The sequence below is a fragment of the Janthinobacterium sp. Mn2066 genome (genome assembly GCF_049319705.1).
Classification (GTDB): domain Bacteria; phylum Pseudomonadota; class Gammaproteobacteria; order Burkholderiales; family Burkholderiaceae_D; genus Janthinobacterium.
Window position 1 is genome coordinate 188,614 of the sequence record NZ_JBMOUF010000011.1, and the last position, 20,864, is coordinate 209,477.

General features: G+C 59.8%; 19 protein-coding genes. 9 read left to right on the top strand and 10 right to left on the bottom strand.

All coding sequences use genetic code 11. From position 1 onward, the window contains the following. From ACL9RI_RS21575 to ACL9RI_RS21590, 4 genes are read right to left on the bottom strand one after another with little or no spacing between them, the layout of a single operon-like run. The gene (locus ACL9RI_RS21575) at positions 1 to 1,131 is read right to left on the bottom strand and encodes a PAS domain-containing protein (RefSeq protein ID WP_422728544.1); all 1,131 of its coding nucleotides are present in this window, start codon (positions 1,129 to 1,131) and stop codon (positions 1 to 3) included. 7 nt (positions 1,132 to 1,138) lie between these two features. Then, positions 1,139 to 2,329: a hybrid sensor histidine kinase/response regulator gene (locus ACL9RI_RS21580; RefSeq protein ID WP_422728545.1), complete on the bottom strand. Its 1,191-nt coding sequence runs from the start codon at positions 2,327 to 2,329 to the stop codon at positions 1,139 to 1,141. Continuing rightward, entirely contained in the window at positions 2,319 to 3,230 is a 912-nt protein-coding gene (locus ACL9RI_RS21585; protein ID WP_422728546.1) for a CheR family methyltransferase, read from the bottom strand. The genes ACL9RI_RS21580 and ACL9RI_RS21585 overlap by 11 nt, the downstream gene beginning before the upstream one ends. Then, positions 3,227 to 6,706, bottom strand: coding sequence for a response regulator (locus ACL9RI_RS21590; protein WP_422728547.1), 3,480 nt, complete (start codon positions 6,704 to 6,706; stop codon positions 3,227 to 3,229). The genes ACL9RI_RS21585 and ACL9RI_RS21590 overlap by 4 nt, the downstream gene beginning before the upstream one ends. A 151-nt stretch (positions 6,707 to 6,857) precedes the next feature. On the opposite strand from ACL9RI_RS21590, the gene ACL9RI_RS21595 reads away from it, so the two are divergent. After that, entirely contained in the window at positions 6,858 to 8,054 is a 1,197-nt protein-coding gene (locus tag ACL9RI_RS21595) for a tetratricopeptide repeat protein (protein ID WP_422728548.1), read from the top strand. 40 nt (positions 8,055 to 8,094) lie between these two features. After that, complete coding sequence (locus ACL9RI_RS21600) at positions 8,095 to 8,634, top strand: Hsp20/alpha crystallin family protein (RefSeq protein ID WP_422728549.1); 540 nt, start codon at positions 8,095 to 8,097, stop codon at positions 8,632 to 8,634. Here the strand turns inward: ACL9RI_RS21600 and ACL9RI_RS21605 are convergent. Both ACL9RI_RS21605 and ACL9RI_RS21610 read right to left on the bottom strand, forming a co-directional pair. Beyond that, positions 8,594 to 9,241 carry an energy transducer TonB gene (locus ACL9RI_RS21605; RefSeq protein ID WP_422728550.1) on the bottom strand — a complete coding sequence of 216 codons (648 nt, stop codon included), beginning with the start codon at positions 9,239 to 9,241 and terminating at the stop codon, positions 8,594 to 8,596. The genes ACL9RI_RS21600 and ACL9RI_RS21605 overlap by 41 nt on opposite strands. Positions 9,242 to 9,383: 142 nt before the next feature. Then, a complete protein-coding gene (locus ACL9RI_RS21610; RefSeq protein ID WP_422728551.1) occupies positions 9,384 to 10,730 on the bottom strand; it encodes an MFS transporter in 1,347 nt (448 codons plus the stop codon). A gap of 220 nt (positions 10,731 to 10,950) precedes the next feature. Between ACL9RI_RS21610 and cyoA the strand changes: the two genes are divergently transcribed. The 7 genes from cyoA to ACL9RI_RS21645 all read left to right on the top strand — a co-directional run bounded on the left by cyoA (position 10,951) and on the right by ACL9RI_RS21645 (position 17,731). Beyond that, positions 10,951 to 11,934: a ubiquinol oxidase subunit II gene (gene cyoA / locus ACL9RI_RS21615; RefSeq protein WP_422728552.1), complete on the top strand. Its 984-nt coding sequence runs from the start codon at positions 10,951 to 10,953 to the stop codon at positions 11,932 to 11,934. A gap of 90 nt (positions 11,935 to 12,024) precedes the next feature. Continuing rightward, on the top strand, positions 12,025 to 14,028 hold the full coding sequence (gene cyoB, locus ACL9RI_RS21620; protein ID WP_422728553.1) for a cytochrome o ubiquinol oxidase subunit I: 2,004 nt from the start codon (positions 12,025 to 12,027) through the stop codon (positions 14,026 to 14,028). Further along, the gene (gene cyoC / locus ACL9RI_RS21625) at positions 14,021 to 14,656 is read left to right on the top strand and encodes a cytochrome o ubiquinol oxidase subunit III (RefSeq protein WP_422728554.1); all 636 of its coding nucleotides are present in this window, start codon (positions 14,021 to 14,023) and stop codon (positions 14,654 to 14,656) included. The genes cyoB and cyoC overlap by 8 nt, the downstream gene beginning before the upstream one ends. Beyond that, entirely contained in the window at positions 14,653 to 15,054 is a 402-nt protein-coding gene (gene cyoD, locus ACL9RI_RS21630; RefSeq protein WP_422728555.1) for a cytochrome o ubiquinol oxidase subunit IV, read from the top strand. The genes cyoC and cyoD overlap by 4 nt, the downstream gene beginning before the upstream one ends. Beyond that, complete coding sequence (locus ACL9RI_RS21635; RefSeq protein WP_422728556.1) at positions 15,051 to 15,863, top strand: SURF1 family protein; 813 nt, start codon at positions 15,051 to 15,053, stop codon at positions 15,861 to 15,863. Before cyoD ends, ACL9RI_RS21635 begins: the two co-directional genes overlap by 4 nt. A gap of 55 nt (positions 15,864 to 15,918) precedes the next feature. Beyond that, entirely contained in the window at positions 15,919 to 17,202 is a 1,284-nt protein-coding gene (locus ACL9RI_RS21640) for an ATP-binding protein (protein WP_422728596.1), read from the top strand. Continuing rightward, positions 17,195 to 17,731: a response regulator transcription factor gene (locus tag ACL9RI_RS21645; protein ID WP_422728557.1), complete on the top strand. Its 537-nt coding sequence runs from the start codon at positions 17,195 to 17,197 to the stop codon at positions 17,729 to 17,731. The genes ACL9RI_RS21640 and ACL9RI_RS21645 overlap by 8 nt, the downstream gene beginning before the upstream one ends. 156 nt (positions 17,732 to 17,887) lie before the next feature. On the opposite strand, the gene ACL9RI_RS21650 is transcribed toward ACL9RI_RS21645, so the two are convergent. The 4 genes from ACL9RI_RS21650 to ACL9RI_RS21665 form a co-directional block, all read right to left on the bottom strand. After that, entirely contained in the window at positions 17,888 to 18,538 is a 651-nt protein-coding gene (locus ACL9RI_RS21650; RefSeq protein WP_422728558.1) for a hypothetical protein, read from the bottom strand. Positions 18,539 to 18,684: 146 nt separating this feature from the next. Beyond that, positions 18,685 to 19,038, bottom strand: a complete 354-nt coding sequence (locus ACL9RI_RS21655; RefSeq protein WP_422728559.1) for a hypothetical protein — start codon at positions 19,036 to 19,038, stop codon at positions 18,685 to 18,687. 153 nt (positions 19,039 to 19,191) lie between these two features. Next, positions 19,192 to 19,614, bottom strand: a complete 423-nt coding sequence (locus ACL9RI_RS21660) for a DUF4019 domain-containing protein (RefSeq protein ID WP_422728560.1) — start codon at positions 19,612 to 19,614, stop codon at positions 19,192 to 19,194. A 105-nt stretch (positions 19,615 to 19,719) separates the two neighbouring features. After that, positions 19,720 to 20,823: a DNA alkylation repair protein gene (locus tag ACL9RI_RS21665; RefSeq protein WP_422728561.1), complete on the bottom strand. Its 1,104-nt coding sequence runs from the start codon at positions 20,821 to 20,823 to the stop codon at positions 19,720 to 19,722. Positions 20,824 to 20,864: the final 41 nt, after the last annotated feature.

Genomic DNA, 20,864 nt, shown 5'->3' on the forward strand with positions numbered 1-20,864 from the left:
CTAAGCGTCGGTTTGACCAGCCAGCAACTGCGCCGCCAGTGCGCCGCCCCGTTCGACGGCGGCGAGGCAGGCGGCCAGCTGCAGCGCCGCTTGCGGATCGTTGGCCACGTTTGCTTGCAGCACTTGCAGCTTGTCGGCAATCGTCTGCAGCACTTCGCTGAAGTCGTGCGCCACGCTGCCTTGCAAGGCGAGCGTGGCTTGCTGCTGTTGCGCTTGCTGTAGTTCCGTTTCGCGTTTTTTCTCCAGGCTGATATCGCGGGCGCTGCAATAGATCTTGTCGCCTTCGGGCACGGCCACCCACGACAGCCAGCGCCATCCTCCCAGCTTGTGGCGGTAGCGGTTCTCAAAACGCAATGCGGGCTGGCCCTGTTTTGCCGCTGTCCAGGTTGCCAGGGTGCGCTGCAGGTCGTCGGGATGGATCAATTCCAGGAAGCGCGTGCTGCGGATTTCGTCCTCGCTCCAGCCCAGGGTGGCGTGCCAGGCGGGATTCGAATGCTCGAAATAGCCGTCCAGGTTGAGCACGCCCAGCAGGTCGGGACTGACTTGCCAGGTGCGGCCGAAGGCATGCGTGCGCTCTGCCAGCAGGCGTTCCATGTCGGCGCTCAGCGCGCGCAGCCTGGTTTCGACCTGTGCCCGCAGGATGGTGGACCAGGCCCGTTCCGACACATGCACGGCCAGTTCGATTTCGTCCGCGTGCCACAGCCGCGCCGTGCGGCTGTGGATGGCGACCAGCGCGGCCAGCCGTCCCTCCCTGGTGATGGGCACGTACAGCAGGGCTTGCACGGACAGGCGGACGAATGCTGCCTGGGCTGCCGGCGTGGCCGTGCGGGCATCATGGGCCACGTTGCTGATGGCGACGGGATGGGCGGCCGCCAGTTCCGCTCTTAACGCATCTCCCAGCAAATGGTCGCCCACGGCGCCTGGCGCCTGGCCGTCGCTCCAGGCATGCTGCACCGTGAGGCCAGCCTGCTTCGGCTCGACCTCGAAACAGCTGACCTGCTGCGCGCCCAGGCGCTGGCCCAGCATTTGCGCCGACAAGGCAAGGATGTCGTGCATGTCGTGCAGCGGGCGCAAGCGGCGCTCCAGTTGCAGCAGGAAGGCGGCGGCGTTTGCTTTGTTGATCTCGCTCATGCTGGCCTCAGCTTCCCGCCAGCGGCAGGGTGACGCTGAACAGCGCGCCATGGCCGGGCTGGCTTTGCAGGGTAATGGCGCCGCCGTGGGCGTCGACCAGTTGCTTGGTGATGAACAGTCCCAGTCCCAGGCCGCCGCTGCGGTCATGCTGCACCACCCGTTCGAAGGCGTCGAAGATGCGTTCCTGGTCCTTGCCGCTGATGCCGATGCCCTGGTCGCGCACTTCGATGACTGCGCTGTTTTGCGTGGCCGCCAGGCTGATGCCCACGGGTTTTCCTTCGCCATAGCGCAAGGCGTTGCTGATCAGGTTGACGACGATCTGCTCGACGCGGAAGGCGTCCCAGTAACCGGTAATATGCTCCAGGGTGTGTACCTGCAGTGTGCTGCCCGTCGAGGCCGCATATGGCGACAAATCATCGGCCAGGCGCCGCACCAGGGCGCTCAAATCGACCGCTTCGCGGCGTATCGACAGCTTGCCGCTGCTGATGCGCGACACATCGAGCATGTCGTCGATCAGGCGCACCATGCTGCGGATCTGGCGCCCGTCGCGCTCGACCATTTTTTGCAGCTTGTCCGGCGCAAACGCGGACAGGTTGTCGCGTTCCAGGTTCAGGGTGCGCATCTGCGTTTCCAGGAACAGGGTATTCAATGGCGTGCGCAGTTCGTGCGCCACCATCGACATGAATTCGTCGCGCATGCGCAAGGAGCGCTGCAGTTCGGCCTGGGTAGTGCGCAATTCCTGCAGCAGCGCTTCCTGCTGGCGGCGGCTTTCTTCGAGCGCCAGCACCTGGCGCCGTGTTTCCATGCGCTGCTGGTACAGGGCCACGAAGACGTTGACCTTGCTTTGCACGGCATTGATGTCGAGCGGCTTGTGCAGGAAATCGACGGCGCCGCTTTCATAGCCCTGGAAAGAAAAATTCATTTCCTTGCCGGCCGCCGTGACGAAGACGATGGGGATGTGGCGCGTCTTTTCCGTGCCGCGCATCAATTGCGCCAGCTCAAAACCATCCATCTCCGGCATTTGCACGTCGAGGATGGCAAGCGCGAAATCATGTTCCAGCAACAAGGCCAGCGCTTCTTCGCCCGACGAGGCTTGATAGATGCTGCGATCGTGTTCGCGGATCAGGGCGTTCAGCGCGCGCAGGTTTTCAGGCAGATCGTCAACGATCAATAATTTGGTGCTGCTGTCATGTGTCATGGCGTACTCCTGATGCATATTTCCTGGCGCGCTTGCGGTACAGCTTCTTTGTTTCCGGCAGCGCCTCGAAATCGTCGGCAACACTGGAAAAATGCGGTACTTCGCGGCTGCCCAGTCCCAGGAAGCCCCGGTGGCACAGCGATTCGTGAAACAGGCCCAGTGCCCGGTCCTGCAAGGTTTTGTTAAAGTAGATCAAGACGTTACGGCAGCAGACCAGTTGCGTTTCCGCAAAAACGCTGTCCGTCGCCAGGCTGTGGTCAGCGTAATTGATCTGTTCCAGCAGGCGGGCGTCGAAACGCACCGTCGCGTGCTCGACCGTGTAATAGTCTTCCAGCCGGCCCGTGCCGCCCGCCGCCAGGTAATCGCTGCCGGCCTGTTGCATGCGCAAGATGGAGTACACGCCTGTTGCCGCTTTTTCCAGCGCCTGCGGATTGATGTCGGTGGCGTAGATCAGGCTGCGTTCCAGCACGCCTTCCTCGTGCAGCACGATGGCCAGCGACAGCGCTTCCTCGCCGGTACAGCAGCCGGCCACCCAGATCCTGGGCGAGGGGTAGGTCTTGAGCACCGGCACTATCTGCTGGCGCAAGGCCAGGAAAAAGCCGGGGTCGCGGAACATTTGCGTCACCGGCACGGTCAAGATCTGCAGCAGCTGCCCAAACGCCACCGCATCGTCCAGCACGGCCTGCTGCAGCGCGTCCAGGCTGTCGCACTGGAAACGCTCCAGCGCGTGGTTCAGGCGGCGCCGCTGCGAGGGCAAGGCGTAGTCGCGAAAATCGTAGCTATAGCGCTGGTACAGCGCTTCCATCAACGATTGCAGCTGGGCATCGGTATAACGCACCGCGTGGCGCTCCGTATTGCGCGCCGCATGGCGTCCTGCGTGGGCGGGCGGCGTCTGCGTCACATGCGTTCCATTTTCGGCATCCACACGCGCAGCAGCGAATACAGGCGGTCGAGGTCGATAGGCTTGGCCAGGTAATCGGAAGCGCCCGCCTGCAGGCATTCTTCCTGGTCATTTTTCATGGCCTTGGCCGTGATGGCGATGATGGGCAGCTTGTTGAAGTGGCCATCGGCGCGGATCTGGCGCGTCGCTTCCAGGCCATCCATGCCGGGCATCATCACGTCCATCAGCACCAGGTCGATATCGTCCACGCTATTGAGCTTGCCGATGGCCTCGAAGCCATTGCGGCCGATTTCCACCAGCACGCCTTTTTGCTCCAGCGCATTGGTCAGGGCAAAGATGTTGCGCACGTCGTCGTCCACCAGCAGGATCTTGCGCCCTTCGAATACGCGCTCGCGGCTGCGCACCTGCTGCAGCATGCCTTGCCGTTCGCTCGACAGTTCCGATTCCACCTTGTGCAGGAACAAGGTCACTTCGTCCAGCAGGCGCTCGGGCGAGCGGGCGCCCTTGATGATGATGGAGCGCGAATACTTCATCAGGTCGGCTTCTTCTTCGCGGCTCAGGTTGCGCCCCGTATAGACGATGACGGGCGGGAACGAGCACAGTTCTTCGTGTTCCATACGTTCGAGCAACTCGTTACCCTGGATATCGGGCAGTTTCAAGTCGATGATCATGCAATCGAAGGTCTGGGTTTTCAGCAGGGCCAGCGCTTCTTCGCCCAGCGCCACGGCCGTGATATCGACGTCGTCGTCGCTGATCAGGCGCACCACGCTTTCGCGCTGGCGTTCATCGTCTTCCACCAGCAGGATGCGTTTCATCTTTTGCGTGAACTTGGCTTCCAGCTTGAGGAAGACATCCTTCAACTGGTCGCGCGTGCGCGGTTTTGTCGCGTAGCCGATCGCGCCCAGCTGCATGGCAGCTTGCACCTGGTCATTGCCGGACACGATGTGGACGGGAATATGGCGGGTCAGCGGGTTTTCCTTGAGCATCTGCAACACCAGCAAGCCCGGCCGGTCCGGCAAACCGATATCGAGCAGGATGGCGTCAGGCAAGAACTCCAGGGCCAGGCGCAAGCCTTCGTCGGCGCCGTGCGCCACCAGGCAGCGGTAATGCATTTCATGCGCCAGGTCGAACAGGATGCCGGCAAAGGCCGGCTCATCCTCGATCACCAGCACCGAGCGCTGGCCAGTCTTGGCGGCAGGCGCCTGGTCGCGGTCATCCTTGAAAGTGGGCAAGGGCACGGACTTGGCGGGGAGGGGCGCGGATACCGGTGCCGCTGCCGGTAAAGAAGACTCAACGATAGAGACCTGTTTGCGTGGCGCCGGGGCTGGCGCCGCTTGCCATGCAAGCGGCAAGATCAGGCTAAACGTGCTGCCCTGGCCGGGCGTGCTGGCCAGTTCGATGCTGCCGCCCAGCAAGGCCGCCAGGTCGCGCGAAATCGACAGGCCCAGGCCCGTGCCGCCATAACGGCGGCTGGTGGTGCCATCGGCCTGGTGGAAGGCGTCGAAGATGCGCTGCTGCTGGTCGCTGGCGATGCCAATGCCGGAATCCTGCACCTGGAAGCGCGCATTGCCGGCCTCATCCACCCCGGCGTGCAAGGTAACGGTGCCGGCATCGGTGAATTTGATGGCGTTCGACAGCAGGTTCTTGAGGATTTGTTCCAGGCGCTGGCGGTCGCTGACCAGAGCAGGCGGCGCATCGGGCGCCACTTGCACGATGAATTCCAGGTGTTTTTGCTGCGCTTGCGGGCCGAACAGCATCTTCATGCCGCTTAATAATTCTTCGAACGGAACGGATTCGGGCACCAGTTCCAGCTTGCCGGCCTCGACCTTGGAAATGTCGAGGATGTCGTTAATCAGGGTGAGCAAATCGTTGCCGGCCGAATAGATGGTGTGCGCGAACGTGACTTGCTCGGGCGTCAGGTTGCCGCCGCTATTGTCGGCCAGCAGTTTTGACAGGATCAAGGAGCTGTTCAGCGGGGTGCGCAGCTCGTGCGACATATTGGCCAGGAATTCAGACTTGTAGCGGCTGGCTTTTTGCAACTCCTCGGCGCGCGCCTCCAGTTGCGCGTGCGCTTCACCGATGGCCATGTTTTTCTGGTCCAGCGCCAGTGCCTGCACGGCCAGCTGCTCGTTGGAGTGTTCCAGCGCGGCTTTTTGCGCTTCCAGGTGCGCCTGCGACTGTTCCAGCACGCGCGACTGTTCGCCCAGCTCTTCGTTGGCCGTGCGCAATTCTTCCTGCTGCACTTCCAGCTCTTCATTCAGTTGCTGGGTTTCCTCCAGCACATTTTGCAGGCGCTGGCGGTATTGCGCCGCTTCCACCGACGTGCCGACATTGGCGGCGATCAGGCGCAGCAATTCCAGGTCGCGCTGGACGACCGTGTGGGTGAAGGCCAGCTCGATCACGCCATTCACGGTGCCTTCATTGTCCACCGGCAACAGCACCAGTTCCAGCGGCGCACCATGGCCCACGCTGGAATTGACGGTCAGATAGTTACCAGGCACCTGGCGGATATGCTTGAGGCGTTTTTCGCGCGCCGTTTCACCGACCAGGCCTTCGCCCAGCTTGAAGACCTGCTTTTCGCGCGCGTCTTGCTCGGTGAAACCATACACGGCCGTACGGCGCAGGCTGCCGTCGTCATCGACCACATACAGGGTGGCGACAGCAACTTCCAGGCGCCGGGCCAGGAAATCGAGGACTTGCCGTCCCAGTTGCGGCAGGGCCAGCTGGCCGCGCGTATGTTCCGCCAGTTCCGTCTGCCCCGTGCGCAGCCACGCCTGTTCCTGCAGCACCTCATTATCCTTGCCGCGCTGCTCCAGCGCCCCATTGTAGATGGATGATAGCTGCAGCAATTCGCGCCGGCCCAGGTAGGCCAGCAAGCCGGACAGCCCCAGGCTCAGGATCAGGAATACCAGTACGGTCAGCGCCGTGCCATTTTCGGCCTGGTCGCTGCGTTCCTGGCGCAAGCGCTGTTCCATGGTGACGAAGTTGAGAAATTCGCGGCGGATTTCATCGAATTCCAGCTTGCCTTCGCCCTGGCGCACGCGGGCCAGGAATTCCTGGTTGTTGCGGCGCTGCGCGATCACGCTCTCCGCATAGTCCATCCACTGGCCTTGCAAGGCGCGGATGCGGCGCAGGCGGTCGATCTGCATCGGGCTGTCGGCCACCAGTTCCAGCAGGGTCGACATTTCGACGGCAATCTTGGCCTTGCCCGACTTATAGGGCGCCAGGAACGATTCATCACCCGTCAGCAGATAGCCGCGCATGCCCGTTTCCAGGTCGACCGACAGTTTCATGACTTCATTGGCGTTGCCGATTACCCGTTCCGAATGTTCGACGGAACGCAGCGAGGACAAAAGGTAGGCGATCAGGCCGACAAACACCAGCGCCGTGACCACGCCCACCACCAGGGGCAGGGTGACGTTACGGGCCAGGATGCGGCGGAAACTGAAGGTGTCGATAGGCGTCTTGGTATTCATCGGGGCCGGAATGGGGGAATAGTGGAAAGGATTTTAACTGAAGTGCAATATTTTTCATGCACGGGAGCGCATCAGGCATTAACATGACAAGCGCGTTGCCAGTAATGCTACGCCCGCTGTCGTTTTTCCATCACTTCAGAATAGGGAGTCTATGCTTCGTCATATTATTTTCGGCGCCATGCTGGCCGGCGGTGTTTCATTGGGTGCGCAAGCGGAGGTACTCGGTAACCAGCAAAGCCAGGCGCTGGCCCAGCAGGGAATGACCCTGGTCACCCAGGGGAAATTGAAGGAAGCACGCGAACAATTTGAACTGGCGGCCAAGGCCGATCCCACGGCGTCGCACCCTGTGAGCTCGCTGGGCCTGCTCTACTATGTGCTGTCAGACGAACCCAGCATCAGCGCGGAGCAGCGCAAGGATGCCCGCGAAGCGGCCCGCAGCCTGGTGGCGCGGGCGATCGCCATGGATGGGCAGGATCCGCTGGCGCAAGAGGTTGCGCGCCGGCTCGCCGCCCCGGAACGTCCCCGTTATCAGCCGCAGGGCAATGCTGGCGAGCTGGCCTTGCAGGGCGAGGTGTTATTCAGCAAGAAGGATTTCAAGGGGGCGCTGGAGAAATACGAACAGGCGGTGGCCATCGACCCCCATTATGCCGATGCGTGGCTGTATGCGGGCGATTGTTATTTTTCCATGAAACAATGGGCTGAGGCCGAGACGCGGTTCCGCAAGGCGGCAGAGCTGGCCCCCTTGCACGACCAGGCCTGGCGTTTCCTTGCCGATGCTTTGCATGCGCAGCAGAAATGGCCGGAAATGGAACTGGCGCTGGCCTCGGCCATTGGCGCGCACCCGGACCAGGTCACTGCCTGGCAGCGCATGGCGCAATTCCAGGGCGGCCATGGCGTCGCCTTGAGCCCGCTGGGGCTGAAGGTGAAGGCGCGTGGCAGGATCGATCCCAAGACGGGCGGCGTCAAGGTCGAGATGGAGCCCAAGGCGCCAGATGACAAGCATGCCGGCCGCGTCGATGACGGCTTCTGGATGATGCTGGCATTGTCGCAGGCCTCGGGCGAGCTCAAGGCGCAAAAAAAGGAAGGCGGCTTGACGCCGTTCGCGATCGAGCTGGCCGCCTGGCAAGCTGCTTTCGACGGTGTCGCCAGGATGGAGGCCAAGGAGTCGCTGTCATTGCAGGATCCCGCCTTGCTTGCCTTGCGCAAGCTGGCCGACGCCGGCCAGCTGGAAACGGCGCTATTGCTGCTGCAATATAAGGAAGCCTACCGGCCCGAGCTGGAGGCGTGGAAAGCCACGCACCCGGAAGGCGTGCGCAAGTTTATCAATGTGTATCATCTGATGCCGTGATTTGAGCTGCATCAAATGGCAGGCAAGCGCCCGGCCTAGCATGAATGTTGTCGATGGCAGCCTGGCGCAAGCCGGGCCTGCCGTTCCCCGCTTCATCATGGAGGGCATCATGGCCAATCAACTCAGTCCCCGCGACCGCTTCAGCCCATTGTCGCGGTTTGACCCGTTCAGCGACATGGATGAACTGATGCGCGACTTCTTTGCGCCGGCCTTGCGCCTGCGCGAAACGGCGGCGCCCCATATCCGCGTCGATATTTCCGAAACCGAACAGGCGTATCAGGTCCAGGCCGATATACCCGGCGTGCACAAGGACGACATCAAGGTGTCGATCGATGGCAACCGCGTGTCCATCAGCGCCGATATCAAGGATGCACGCGTCACCCGCGATCACGGCGGCAAGACCGTGCGCAGCGAGCGCGAGTATGGACAGCAGTACCGCAGCTTCGTGCTGCCGCATGAAGTGGACGAGGCGGGCGCCAGCTGGCGATACAGTAATCAGTCCGCATGCACGCCTGGCCCCCGTCGTGGCTGGTGGCTGCTCAGGAAAATTTGCGCATCTGCTGTTGCAGTACTTCGATGAACAGGGCTTCCGGGTGTTGTTCGCACTCCAGTGCGGTGGCCGGGTTGGCCAGCTTGAAGGACTTGGCGAGCTTGCCCAATTTTGCCGCAGTATTGCCCAGGCCGCCCATGCTGTTCATCGCCAGCATGCCCAGCACCAGATGATCGAAAGGGCGTCCGCCGATCTCTGCGCCGGGATTGGTTTTTTTAAAATAGGCGATGTCTTCGTTTATCTCCGAGCATGGCTTGCTGCCGACGGTGCGCGTGGTGTCGCGCACGAAGTCCACCGGGAAAATATACGTCAGGGCCTCGGGCGCCTCGTCCGTTCCCTTCGATTTGAGTTTCAGCCCGTGCACGAATTCCACGGCCCAGGCATCGAGTTCCGGCGCTTTGGATGACAGCAGCAATTTTGCTTCGCCGACCGCGTTGCCATTGATAAAACTTTGCTGCACTTTGGTTTCGCCTTGCGCATGCCGGGCCTTGGCTTCAGCCGGGTAATATTTCGAGGCCCATTCAATCTGATAGCCTTCTACCGTAATCGGTTTTGTGTCGGCAGGCGCATCTGCATGAGACAAGCGGGGCAGGAGGAGGGATAACAAGCCGATGCTGGCAAGAGTAGAGAAACGCATGAATAATCAAGATTAATTAATCGTCATTAATCTTAACACTAAAAGTTTCCAAAAAGAATTATTTCCAATCAGAAATAGAAATGAAAAAGCGCCAGACGAATCCGGCGCTTTGATGGCCTGACAGCTGACTGCTATATATATGTCAGTCGCGTATTTCCAGCGCCCGGTTCAGGCTCAGCGCGGCCAGCGAGGCGACGGCGCCCGACAGCAGGTAGAAGCTGACGTAGGCCAGGCCGAAGTTGGCCGACAGTCCCAGCGCCACCAGCGGAGCGAAGCCGGCGCCCACCAGCCAGGCCAGGTCGGAGGTCAATGCGGCGCCCGTGTAGCGGAAGCGGGCAGGGAAGTTGGCCGTCACGGCGCCGGCTGCCTGGCCGTAGGACAAGCCCAGCAGGCTGAAGCCCACCAGGATGAAGATATCCTGTCCGTTATTGCCGCCGCCCATCAGGGTCGGCACGAAGGCGCTGAAGATGGCGATCAGCACGGCCAGCACGCCCAGGGTGGTGCGGCGGCCGAAGCGGTCCGCCAGCAAGCCCGACAGCACGACGCCGATCGCGGCCAGCACGGCGCCCAGCATCTGGATTTTCAGGAAGTCGGGCGCCGAGCGCGTCTGGTAGACGGAAATCCACGACAGCGGGAAGACGGTCACCAGGTGGAACAGGGCGTAGCTGGCCAGTGCCGCCAGTGCGCCGATCAGCACGTTGCGGCCCTGGCCGCGGCTCATTTCAAACACGCTGACGGGCTGCAATTCGCGCTCGTCGAGCAGGCGCGCATATTCATTGGTCGACACCAGGCGCAAGCGGGCAAACAGGGCCACCACGTTGATGGCGAAGGCTACGTAGAACGGGTAGCGCCAGCCCCAGTCGAGGAATTCTTCATCGGACAGTGTCACCAGCATATACAGGAACAGGCCGGCGGCGAGCAGGAAGCCGACCGGCGCGCCCAGCTGGCCCAGCATGGCGTACCAGCCGCGCTTGTTGGCTGGCGCGTTCAGCGCCAATAACGACGGCAAGCCATCCCAGGAACCGCCCAGCGCCACGCCCTGGCCGATGCGCAGCACGGACAGCCAGATGATGGCGGCAAAGCCGAGATGGGCGTAGGTGGGCAGGAAGGCGATGCCGGCGGTCGACACGCCCAGCAGGAACAGGGCGATGGTCAGCTTGGCGCTGCGGCCCATGCGGCGCTGGATCTCCATGAAGATCACGGTGCCGAACGGGCGGGCGATGAAAGCGAAGGAAAAGATCAAAAAGGCGTACAAGGTGCCTTCCAGGCGCTCTTCGAACGGGAAGAAGACGCGCGGAAACACCAGTACCGAGGCGATGGCGTAGACAAAGAAGTCAAAGTATTCTGAAGCGCGGCCGATGATGACGCCGACGGCAATTTCGCCGGGGTCGATGTGCGACTCTTCGGTACCGGCCCCGCGTGCGTCGCGCAGGGAATGTGGGGAAAAATCGGCAGGAACGTCCCCGTTATGTGTGCGCGTGCTGGACATGATGATCGTCTCCAATATAGTTTCGAGTTCGGCCAACGCGTTTGCTCACAACCCCGGGGGTCTCACGCCCGGAGGTGGACTATTCAAGCGGTAGTGGCTGAAAAACTAGCTATTGCCGAGTAAAAGTCCGAGCCAGGGGGTGGACAAAACGTCCAATTGCCAACGCGCTCCAGTGAGAATACAGTAACATATCTTCATCCCCTGTACTGGATTTTCCTGTATGTTTTCATTAAAAGTTCGTCACGGACTGGCTTTGTTACCCCTGACTTTGTTGGCTGGTTGCAATACAGTGGTACTGAATCCGTCCGGTGACATTGCTATTCAGCAAGGCAATCTCATTGTCATCTCGACATTGCTGATGCTGTTGATTATCGTTCCGGTAATCGCCCTGACCCTGCTTTTCGCATGGCGCTATCGTAAAAACAACACCGCGGCCAAATATGAGCCGGACTGGGACCACTCGACTCGCCTCGAGCTGATCATCTGGGGCGCGCCCCTGCTGATCATCATCGTGCTGGGCCTGCTGACCTGGATCAGCACCCACACCCTCGATCCATACCGTCCCCTGAGCCGTATTGACGCCAACCGCCCGATTCCGGCCAGCACCAAGCCGATGATCGTCGAAGTCGTGGCGCTGGACTGGAAATGGCTGTTCATTTACCCTGAGCAAGGTATCGCTTCGGTCAATGAGCTGTATGCGCCGATCGACCGTCCTATCCGCTTCAAGATCACCGCTTCGTCCGTCATGAACTCGTTCTTCATTCCAGCACTGGCCGGTCAGATCTACGCCATGCCGGGCATGGAAACGAAGTTGAATGCCGTGATGAACAAGCCGGGCGTGTATGACGGCTTCTCGTCGAACTACAGCGGCGCCGGTTTCTCCGGCATGCGCTTCAAGTTCCATGGCGTGAGCGACGCGGACTTTGATAAATGGGTGGAAACGGCACGTGCCGGTGGCGGCGCGCTGAACCGCGACGATTACCTGGCATTGGAAAAGCCGAGCGAGCGTGAACCTGTGCGCCGCTACAGCAATGTGCCGACTGATTTGTACAAGGCTATCCTGAACCGCACCATCGTTTCGGACGCCCTGTGTGTTACGCCGGTCGAGCCTTACAAGGCGCCGGTGGCAAACAGCCCGGTAGCGGCCGTAACGGCAGTAGTCGCTAGCGATGCAGTCGTTGAAAAGGGCGTTCAAGCCAAGTAACAACTGCATGAATCAGGCAGCGCATGGTATTAGCGCTGCAGATACTGGCGCCGTTTGCCTGGCGCCTCCCTTTTTTCTCTGAGAGTAACAATGCTAGACCATATTGATCTGACGAAGCTTATATTCGGCCGTCTGACTTGGGATGCAATTCCATTTCACGAACCTATCCTGCTTGCGACCTTTGCCATGGTCGCAGTGGGCGGCGTCGCGCTGCTTGCAGCGATGACGTATTTCCGCGTCTGGGGTACCCTGTGGCGCGACTGGATCACCAGTATCGACCATAAAAAAATCGGTATCATGTACATGATCCTGGGCCTGGTCATGCTGCTGCGCGGCTTTGCCGACGCGCTGATGATGCGTACCCAGCAGGCGATCGCCTTTGGCGACAACCCTGGCTTCCTGCCGCCGCACCACTACGACCAGATCTTCACCGCCCACGGCGTGATCATGATCTTCTTCGTGGCGATGCCGTTCGTAACGGGCCTGATGAACTATGTCGTGCCGATGCAGATCGGCGCACGCGACGTGGCCTTCCCATTCCTGAACAACTTCAGCTTCTGGATGACCACCTTCGGCGCCGTGCTGGTGATGGCTTCGCTGTTCGTCGGCGAATTCGCCCGTACCGGCTGGCTGGCGTATCCACCACTGTCTGGCATCGCTGCCAGCCCGGATGTGGGGGTAGACTATTACATATGGTCCTTGCAGATTGCCGGGGTCGGGACGCTATTATCTGGCGTCAACCTGATCGCCACCATCGTCAAGTTCCGCGCGCCAGGCATGACCTGGATGAAAATGCCAGTATTCACCTGGACCGCCCTGTGCACCAACATCCTGATCGTTGCTGCTTTCCCGGTGCTGACCGCTGTTCTGGCCATGTTGTCGCTGGACCGTATCGCCGGCTTTAACTTCTTCACCACCGAACTGGGCGGCAACGCCATGATGTACGTCAACCTGATCTGGATCTGGGGCCACCCAGAGGTGTACATCCTGATCCTGCCACTGTTCGGCGTGTTCTCGGAAGTCGTTGCCACCTTCAGCAGCAAACGCCTGTTCGGCTATGCGTCGATGGTGTATGCAACCTGCGTGATCATGATCCTGTCCTACCTGGTATGGCTGCATCACTTCTTCACCATGGGTTCGGGCGCCAGCGTCAACTCCTTCTTTGGTATCACCACCATGATTATCTCGATCCCGACGGGCGCGAAGATCTTCAACTGGCTGTTTACCATGTACCGCGGCCGTATCCGTTTCGAACTGCCGATGCTGTGGACGATCGGCTTCATGGTCACCTTCACCATCGGCGGCATGACCGGCGTGCTGCTGGCCGTACCACCTGCCGACTTCGTGCTGCACAACAGCCTGTTCCTGATCGCCCACTTCCATAACGTGATTATCGGCGGCGTGGTGTTCGGTGTATTTGCTGCCATCAACTACTGGTTCCCGAAAGCCTTCGGCTTCAAGCTGAACGTGTTCTGGGGCAAATGCTCGTTCTGGTTCTGGTTCGTCGGCTTCTACCTGGCCTTCATGCCGCTGTACGTACTGGGCCTGATGGGCGTGACCCGCCGCATGAACCACTTTGAAGATCCATCGCTGCAAGTGTGGACCATCATCGCCTGGTTTGGCGCTGTTTCGATCGCGCTGGGTATCGCTTCGATGCTGATCCAGTTCTATGTCAGCTTCCGCAACCGCGAAGCACTGCGCGACGTGACCGGCGACCCATGGGGCGGCCGTACGCTGGAATGGTCGACCTCGTCGCCACCGCCAGACTACAACTTCGCCTTCACGCCGCAAGTGCACGAACTCGATGCATGGACCGACATGAAAAAACACGGTTACCAGCGTCCTACGTCCGGTTTCACGAAGATTCACATGCCTAAGAACACCTGGGCTGGTTTCGTGATCGCCGCACTGAGCGCCGTGGTTGGTTTTGGTTTGATCTGGCAAATGTGGCTCGTCGCCGGCCTCGGCTTCGTGGTCATGATGGCTGCCATCATCATCCATACCTTTAACTACAATCGCGATTTCTATATTTCGGCGGAAGAAGTTACCCGTACCGAAGACGCTTACACTAAATTGCTGAGCAGCCATGTCTGATACCATCGCCCATAACACCGGCGCCGCTGGCGCCGCACCATCGCGCAGCTACTTTGTGCGCGAGCACCACCCGGAAAACGGCAGCTTGCTGGGTTTCTGGCTTTACCTGATGAGCGATTGCCTGATCTTCGCCTGCCTGTTTGCCGTCTATGCCGTACTGGGCCGCAACTATGCAGACGGTCCGACCGGCGCCGCACTGTTCGACCTGCCGCTGGTAGCCGTCAACACGGCCATGCTGCTGCTGTCGTCGATCACCTACGGCTTCGCCATGCTGGCCATGCAGCGCAAGAAACTGGGCTCGACCCTGGTATGGCTGGCCATTACCGGCCTGTTCGGCCTGGCCTTCCTGTCGCTGGAACTGTATGAGTTCCATCACCTGATCCACGAAGGCGCAGGCCCGCAACGCAGCGCGTTCCTGTCCTCGTTCTTCGCCCTGGTCGCGACCCACGGCTTGCACGTGACGTTCGGTATCGTCTGGCTGGTGACGTTGATGTTCCAGCTGAAAAAGCATGGCCTGACGCCTGAAAACGGCCGCCGCATGATGTGCCTGTCGCTGTTCTGGCACTTCCTGGACGTGATCTGGATCGGCGTATTCACCTTTGTTTATTTGATGGGAGTCCTGCCATGAGCGAGCACCACACACACGGCGATCATGGCCACCATGACAGCCACCACCATGACGACCACGATCATGGCAGCCTGAAAAGCTACAGCATCGGTTTCATCCTCTCGGTGATCCTGACGGCAATTCCTTTCTGGCTGGTGATGAACAAGGTCATCACCGATTCGGGCACCATGGGCCTGGTCCTGCTGGCGTTTGCAGCAGTGCAAGTGGTGGTACACATGGTGTACTTCCTGCACATGAACGCCAAGTCGGAAGGCGGCTGGAACATGATGGCACTGGTCTTCACCATCATGGTGGTGGTCATTGCCATGGCCGGTTCGCTGTGGGTCATGTACCACATGAACCACAACATGATGCCTAGCATGATGCCTGACGCCATGCACATGCAATCGGCTCCATGATGAGTCAACCGCGCCCAGGCAGTATCGGGCGCGCCCCTGGCGCCGCATCGCAAGATGCCGCGCCAGGCCCACGCGGCACAGTCATGCGTTATGTATGGCTGGTGCTGGCGGGGATCTTGTTTGCCGGTTTCTGTGCCCTGGGCACCTGGCAAGTCAAGCGCCTGCAATGGAAGCTTGACCTGATCGCGCGCGTCGACCAACGCGTACATGCGCCCGCGACGGACGCACCTGGACCTGCAGCATGGGCCAGCGTTACGCAGCAAACGGATGAATACCGCCATGTGCGGCTGTCCGGTACCTATCTCCCCATATTCAATACCCTGGTGCAAGCCACCACGGAACTCGGCAGCGGCTACTGGCTGATGACGCCTTTGCGCCTGCAAGACGGCAGCACCGTGCTGATCAACCGCGGTTTCGTGCCCAAGCGCGAAAGCATCGCCGCCAGCACGCCGCCCGGCATCGTCACCGTCAACGGCTTGCTGCGCCTGAGCGAGACGGGCGGGGGCTTTTTGCGTGAAAACAATCCTGCCACCCAGCACTGGTATTCGCGCGACGTGGCGGCGATCGCCACCTCGAACATGCTGACCAATGTCGCGCCATATTTTGTCGATGCTGAAAAGAATCAGGAAACGGCAGCCGACGCCCCCGTTGGCGGCCTGACCGTGATTTCCTTCCATAACAGCCATCTGGTGTACGCGTTTACCTGGTATGCGCTGGCCCTGATGGTGGCCGGCATCACGTGGTGGCTGCTGCGCGAAGAGCGCAAGCGCAAGGCCAAGGCAAAACAAGCTGGACAGCAGGGCGGCTAAGGTGGAAATACTGCCTAACCGCGCTGTGCTGGAACGCGGCGCGGTGGCGGCCGAGATGGAACATCCGGCCGGCCACCAGAACATGAAGCTGCTGATCCAGTTGCGCTGGCTGGCCGTGATCGGCCAGATCAGCACGATTTTTGGCGTCGGCGTGGGTCTCGGGATCGCCTTGCCCGTACCGTATATGCTCGAAGTGCTGTCTTGCCTGATCGCCTTCAACCTGGCCAGCCTGCTGCGCTGGCACGAACGCCAGCCCGTCTCGAACACGGCACTGTTCCTGGCCCTGCTGGTCGATGTGACCGTGCTCACGGCCCAGCTCTACCTGAGCGGCGGCATCAGCAACCCGTTTGCCTTTTTATATTTATTGCAAGTCATCCTCAGCGCCGTGCTGCTGGAAGTTTGGTCGACCTGGATCATGGTGGCCATTACCAGCCTGTGCCTGGCCGGCCTGGCCTTGCTGCCGGGACCGCCGTTGATCTTGCCGATCGATCCCGAGCGCGGGTTTTCCAGCCTGTACGTGCAGGGCTTGCTGATCTGCTTTGCCCTGAATGCCGCCTTGCTGGTGATGTTTATTACGCGCATCAACCGCAACCAGCGCGCCGGCGACGCCAAGCTGGCCGATCTGCGCCAGCGCGCGGCCGAAGAAGAACATATCATCCGCATGGGGCTGCTGGCTTCCGGTGCGGCGCACGAACTGGGCACGCCGCTGGCCACCTTGTCCGTGATCCTTGGCGACTGGCGCCGCATGCCGGAACTGAGCAAGAATGGCGAGCTGCTGGAAGAAATCACGGAAATGCAGGCGCAGTTGCAACGCTGCAAGAGCATCGTCAGCGGCATTTTGCTGTCGGCCGGCGAGGCGCGCGGCGAATCTTCCGTCAAAACCACCATCAATACCTTTTTGGGCGACCTGGTGGAGGAGTGGCGCAGCAGCCGCCCGATCCATGATTTCGAATACGATAACCGCATCGAACATGACGTACCCGTGGTGTTTGATTCGACATTGAAACAAACCATCTGCAATGTGCTCGATAATGCACTGGAAGCGTCGCCCGACTGGTTGCGCTTCGAAGCCACGCGCGAACAGGATGCCCTGCACCTGGTCGTCACCGACGCCGGCCCCGGTTTCGAGCCGTCGATGCTGAACCACCTGGGCAAGCCGTACCAGTCCAGCAAGGGCAAGCCGGGCGGTGGACTGGGATTGTTCCTGGTGGTCAACGTGGCGCGTACCCTGGGCGGTACGGTAACGGCGCGCAACCGGGTGCAGGGCGGGGCAGTGGTCCACCTGACCCTGCCGCTGGCGGCCATCAAACTGGATATAGAAAACAAGAACGATGACTGACGAGCGTTTATTACTGATCGTGGAAGATGATGCGGCGTTTGCGCGCACCTTGGCCCGCTCCTTCGAGCGGCGCGGCTACGCCGTGATCCACGCCACCAATTATGATGAAGCCAGCACCTTGCTGGAACACCACAAGCCCGATTATGCGGTGGTTGACCTTAAGCTGAACGGCAACACCTCGGGCCTGGCTTGCGTGCAAATGCTGCACCAGCGCAACGAAGAGATGCTGATCGTGGTGCTGACCGGCTACGCCAGCATCGGCACGGCCGTCGAAGCGATCAAGCTGGGCGCCTGCCAATACCTGGCCAAGCCATCCAACACGGACGATATCGAGGCCGCCTTCGGCCATGTGGCCGGCGCCGCCGAGATCGAACTGACCAGCCGCGCCACCAATATCAAGACGCTGGAATGGGAACGCATCCACGAAATGCTGGCCGAAACGGATTTCAATATCTCGGAAACGGCCCGCCGGCTGGGCATGCATAGGCGCACTCTGGCGAGGAAGCTGGAGAAGCAGCGGGTGAAATAAGCGGGCTCAATTGGAGCAGCTGAGACATCACGTCAGGGGACGGGCTACAGACGCTTGTGGATTCAATCGCTCAAGGTATAGCCACATTATCAGGTAGATCGCGATTCAGTTCATCTTATGGATATAGCAGTGTGATCAAGACAAGATAACTAACAATCAATGCCTCACCAGATGGAGCCATGAAAATTTGTATCTGAATTGGGAGCGGCGCTTTGGAATTGTTTTGGTTAAGGACTCTGGTGGAACGATTTCCTTTGGCCATACAAATGGAGTCATTCCGTCAATAGGCGGCCAGGATTCAAAACGATAAGCGTAGGCGTCGAAGTTTATGCGATTAAATCGATGCTGCTCTTGAACAGCACGATCGAGGGCAAGTTCGCCCGGGGAGGCAACGTCCTCTCCGTCAGCATGGAAATAGCCATCGCTTTCTTTCGCCAGTATGGCCATCGAGAGTATTTGCATGGTGGCAGCGGAATTACTTCTTCCTGCGGCCGTCCTGGAACTCGCCGTATAACTATAAGCACCAACGCCCCTAGGTGGCCATGACATGCTGCGCGCTTCTTTCTTTTCTCTTTTTTGCATGCCAAACTCAAGCGCAATCAGCAATGGAGTGCCGGGTTCCATGCGCAGGAATTCAGATGGCGTCTTGCTAATTCGCAGATACAGAATTCCTTCTGCCGAAGACTTTGCCAATGTGAGTTCCGGATGCAGTTGCACCTCAAAGCCAAGATGTGAGAATGCCTGAATGAAGCGCGCATCCAGGTCATCGGTTTTTTTACCCAGGAAAGCTGAAATACTAAGACTCATCGTCGGGATTGAATGTAAGCATGAATAATGATTGATTGTTAGCGATGGAGAGGGTGGTATAGAAGTTTGAAGGTTTTCTTCTGGCCAAAGGCTGCCGAAAAGGTGTCGCTCAAAGCGATGTGTGACCTGATATTTTGCAGGTTTAACTAAAAATAGGCATATTTAGCCCACAACATACCTAAGTAGCCAAGGGCGGCACCTATGCTCCCCGCCAATACCATACCTTCGAGGGGCCAACGCCAAACAACTGCCAGCAACAACGATGCAGCGATCCCTATTGCCGTTCGGCCAACCGCACTGGACTTAATCTTCAATTCTGATTCAGCGTCAAATGCATAAATACCTCCCAGCAGTAATCCAACGCAGCCGCACGATACCGCCCATAGGGCCAAGCGCTGCAATGAAGCGCCCGTCCACGGCGCGGCATGGAGTAAGCCAGCGAGAGCTGCTACAACGGCAAACCAAATGACGAGGATGAGTGCCTTGCCTAAATGAGTCATATTTATTCAACGGTGAAGTCTGGCTGAAGAACTTGGTTTTATCTGCTCCTGGCCGGTTGCTATTACTGGTAAGTGACGCTACGCTAGCAGGCATTTGAAACGGCCAGCACCTGACAGCTTGTGCCAGGTCCAGTCTCAGTGACTGCCGCGGAATCAACCGTTGATATTAAAGCCGGACACCTTCCAGCTATTGTCTTTCTCCAGGGTCGTCGTGATGGTTTCCTTCACGTCGGCCTTGTTTCCATACTGGCTCACGTAATCGATGACGACCTGGTCTGGTCCCGGCTTGCCGGCGGGCGCCTTTTGCAGTACGGCCGACTTGAACTTGCGCGACTTGAAGTCGCCCAGTGGCCAATGCAGGGCTGTAATCAACATCTTCCAGTTTGATTTCGACATTTCCTTGTGCATGCCGGATGAACTGGTGTCCCAGGTGCCCGCATAGTCGCCCGCGTCCATGCGCTTGAGCCAGGCCTCGGCCGATACCTTGGCGGCCGTGACGGCAGGGGATTCCTGGGCCATCACGGGTTGAACGGCAAACACGGTGGCGGCGACGATCAGGGCAGACAGGGTTTTCATGGTAGCGATGGAAAATGTTGACAGTCCTGCAGATTATCGCAAAGACATCAGCGGGCATAGTCTTTTAAATACTGATGTTGCCGGGCAACATCATGCTAGGGAAGGTTAGCGTAGCAGGTCAAAAAAACTCTGCGCGACCAGCTGTCCATTGACGATCAATTCCACCTGATGCTGGCCGGCATAATGCGTGCGCGTCGTGAAGTCGCGGATTTGCTGCCTGCGTTCAAACGCAAGATGCTGGCCAGGCGCCAGGGTCACTTCCTTGAGCTTGAAGACCTTGGTGGAGGTGGCCTGGTTTTGCCGCACATAGCGGATGCGGTGGTGGATCAGCAGCCGCTGCGGTTCTGCAGCAGTCGAGCTGAGCTGGCATGCCAGGGTGAGGGTGTCGCCAAGGATGATCTGGCCCGGCGTCACTTCGAATTTGCCGACAACAATTTCAGGCGCCGTTTCCGCTCCCAGCACACTCAGGGCTTGCGGGTTGCCCTGTTTCAGCAGGGTGCGCAAGGCGTGGCGCACGATCCAGCGCGTGTGCGCGTTTTCCAAACCCCATAACGCGGCCCGTTCCAGTACCCATGCGGGGTGCGTCTTGCTCACATCGTTCAAGTGATTGGCGACCGACTTGCGTACATACAGGCTGGGATCGGCGCGCAGATGGTCGAGGATGGGCGCAGCCAGCTCGGGCGATTGTTCGATCATGCGCAGGCGGAATGACCAGGGCAGGCGCGGCCGGCAGCCCTCGCATGCCAGCCGGCGCACGGCCGCATCGCTGTCGCGCGACCAGCCCTGCATGATATCGAGCGCACGCAAGGTATCGTCGCGCAGGAATGTGCGCACGGCGAACTCGGAAGAACCGAAGCGGGTAAAGAATTTCAAGGCGTCCATCGAACGCTCGAAGGCGTGGCGTCCATGCTGGCTGACATAGTCGGGCGCCACCAGCGAAAGAAAACCGCCTCCCAGGCGCGGCGCCGCCTCCATCAGCATCGGCAAGACCGCTTCGTAGCCATCCATGGCCAGGCTGCCTGCGGCGATTGCGTCGCTGGCGCGGCGCACCCTTTCCATCAGACTCAGTTGTTCCAGGCCATCGAGTGCGGTGGCCAGAAAGGCGGCTGCATTGAATGCGGGCGCGATCGCGGCCAGGGTGGCCGACAGGCTGCGCATTTGCTGCTCGCCCATCGATTGCTTGAGTGGTGTATTGACGGATGTTGTCATGGTATTGCAGCGTTCCAGTGGGAAAACCGCGAGTATCGCCG

Coding starts and splice junctions, on each gene's coding strand:
- ACL9RI_RS21575 (WP_422728544.1), bottom strand. CDS start 1,131: ATGAGCGAGATCAACAAAGCAAACGCCGCCGCCTTCCTGCTGCAACTG.
- ACL9RI_RS21580 (WP_422728545.1), bottom strand. CDS start 2,329: ATGACACATGACAGCAGCACCAAATTATTGATCGTTGACGATCTGCCT.
- ACL9RI_RS21590 (WP_422728547.1), bottom strand. CDS start 6,706: ATGAATACCAAGACGCCTATCGACACCTTCAGTTTCCGCCGCATCCTG.
- ACL9RI_RS21595 (WP_422728548.1), top strand. CDS start 6,858: ATGCTTCGTCATATTATTTTCGGCGCCATGCTGGCCGGCGGTGTTTCA.
- ACL9RI_RS21600 (WP_422728549.1), top strand. CDS start 8,095: ATGAATGTTGTCGATGGCAGCCTGGCGCAAGCCGGGCCTGCCGTTCCC.
- ACL9RI_RS21605 (WP_422728550.1), bottom strand. CDS start 9,241: ATGCGTTTCTCTACTCTTGCCAGCATCGGCTTGTTATCCCTCCTCCTG.
- ACL9RI_RS21610 (WP_422728551.1), bottom strand. CDS start 10,730: ATGTCCAGCACGCGCACACATAACGGGGACGTTCCTGCCGATTTTTCC.
- cyoA (WP_422728552.1), top strand. CDS start 10,951: ATGTTTTCATTAAAAGTTCGTCACGGACTGGCTTTGTTACCCCTGACT.
- cyoB (WP_422728553.1), top strand. CDS start 12,025: ATGCTAGACCATATTGATCTGACGAAGCTTATATTCGGCCGTCTGACT.
- cyoC (WP_422728554.1), top strand. CDS start 14,021: ATGTCTGATACCATCGCCCATAACACCGGCGCCGCTGGCGCCGCACCA.
- cyoD (WP_422728555.1), top strand. CDS start 14,653: ATGAGCGAGCACCACACACACGGCGATCATGGCCACCATGACAGCCAC.
- ACL9RI_RS21635 (WP_422728556.1), top strand. CDS start 15,051: ATGATGAGTCAACCGCGCCCAGGCAGTATCGGGCGCGCCCCTGGCGCC.
- ACL9RI_RS21640 (WP_422728596.1), top strand. CDS start 15,919: ATGGAACATCCGGCCGGCCACCAGAACATGAAGCTGCTGATCCAGTTG.
- ACL9RI_RS21645 (WP_422728557.1), top strand. CDS start 17,195: ATGACTGACGAGCGTTTATTACTGATCGTGGAAGATGATGCGGCGTTT.
- ACL9RI_RS21650 (WP_422728558.1), bottom strand. CDS start 18,538: ATGAGTCTTAGTATTTCAGCTTTCCTGGGTAAAAAAACCGATGACCTG.
- ACL9RI_RS21655 (WP_422728559.1), bottom strand. CDS start 19,038: ATGACTCATTTAGGCAAGGCACTCATCCTCGTCATTTGGTTTGCCGTT.
- ACL9RI_RS21660 (WP_422728560.1), bottom strand. CDS start 19,614: ATGAAAACCCTGTCTGCCCTGATCGTCGCCGCCACCGTGTTTGCCGTT.
- ACL9RI_RS21665 (WP_422728561.1), bottom strand. CDS start 20,823: ATGACAACATCCGTCAATACACCACTCAAGCAATCGATGGGCGAGCAG.